This is a genomic window from Acidocella sp. MX-AZ02, assembly GCF_000306035.1.
GTDB classification, from domain to species: Bacteria; Pseudomonadota; Alphaproteobacteria; order Acetobacterales; family Acetobacteraceae; genus Acidocella; species Acidocella facilis.
Genome location: NZ_JH976210.1, coordinates 292,715 through 294,296, shown reverse-complemented (window position 1 = coordinate 294,296; position 1,582 = coordinate 292,715). Strand labels below are relative to the sequence as shown.

At 72.4% G+C, this 1,582-nt stretch carries 1 protein-coding gene; it reads left to right on the top strand.

Translation table 11 applies throughout. From position 1 onward, the window contains the following. Window positions 1–1,582 (top strand): family 2 glycosyl transferase (locus tag MXAZACID_RS19480; RefSeq protein ID WP_008495544.1); only part of this gene is annotated, 1,582 nt, incomplete at both ends.

Here is a 1,582-nt window from a genome sequence, read left to right as displayed (position 1 = left end):
GCCATCGGCGAGACGCTGGCGACGCTGCAAGGCCAATGGCGCCAGGCGGAGCTGATCCGGCTGGTCTCGGTCGATCCGGCAACGGTGGAAGGCATCGAGACCATCGAGGCCCCGGCCGTCCCGGGCGGGGTGAGTGCCACGCTCTGCGCCACGCTGAACGCGCTGGCCCGCGACTATGATTATGTCGCGGCGCTGAATGCCGGCGACAGGCTCGACCCCGACGCGCTGCAGCGCTTCGCCCTGGAAGCGGCGCGCGCCGGGATGCCGGATCTGCTTTATTGCGACGAGATCGTGCCCAGCGCGGACGCCCCCTGGGTGCGCTACAAGCCGGGCTGGGATGTCACCCGGCTGCGCCAATCCGCCTATCTGGGGGACTGGGTCTGGTACAAGGGCGCCACACTGACGCGGCTTGGCGGGTTCGATAGCAGCCGCGCCGGGGCTGAGGAATATGATTACCAGCTGCGCCTGAGCGAGACCGCGCCGCGCGTCGTGCGCCTGCCCGAGGCGCTGTTCGTGCGCGACAATGCGGCCCGGCGCGACGATATCGCGGTGGAGGATTTCGTCGCCGCCGCTGAAGCGGCGCTGGCCAGCCATCTCGCCCGGCTGGGCATGCCGGCCGCCATCGGCAAGCGGCAATTTGTCGGGCTGTTCCGGCATGAGCGGAAGGTCGCCGATCCCGGCACCGCCCTCCTGCTGCTGTGCGATGGCGCGGATGTCGCCAGCGTCAATCAGCGCCTCACCGCGCTGCTGGAGCCGCCGGTGGCAAGGCTGCCGATCATCCTGGCCGCCTTCGCGCCGCGCCCGGACGTGGCGGATTATTTCACGCAGATCGACGCGCAGCGCGCCGGGCTGGGGCAGAGCGTGCGGGCGATCACCGCCACCGGCGCGGCCGCCTTCGCCGCCGCGCTGGCGCTGGTGGAGGCGCCGCATCTCGCCATTCTGGATGCCCGCGCCACCCCCGCCACGCCGGACTGGCTGTCCGTGCTGCGCACCAAGCTGGCGGATCCAGGCGTGGCGATGGCCGGTGGGCGCACGCTGGTGCCCGGTGCCGGCGGCACCAGCCAGCCAATGCTGCAAGGGCCCATCGTCATCGGCGCGCCGGTGCGGCTTGGCCATGGTTACGCGCCGGACTCCGGGCGCATGGGGGCCTGGCTGCTGGTGGACCAGGAAGCCAGCGCCATCACCCCGCCCGGCCTGCTGGCCCGCACCGAGCTGCTGCGCGGCTGCGCCCTGGCCGAGCTCTCCGGCGATGCGTTCTGGATCGATCTCTGCGCCCAGCTGCGCGCTGGCGGCCAGCGTCTGGTCTGGACCCCGGATGCCAGCTTCGAGGCGGCAACGCCGATCTTCGAGATCGACCAGGAGGGGCGCTTTCGCACCGGCAGCCCGGCTGCCGCCGCGCTGCCCTGGCGCGATGACTACCACCACCCCGCCCTCTCGCTACGCGAGGATCTGCTGGTGCCGGAAACCCGCACCGGCTTCATCGCCCCAACACCGGAGGATGCGACCTCGGTGCTGTTCACCGGCCCGGGGCCGGGGGCGGAGCCGATCCTCGCCGCCGCCCGCGCCTTGCGCGCCACCGCCC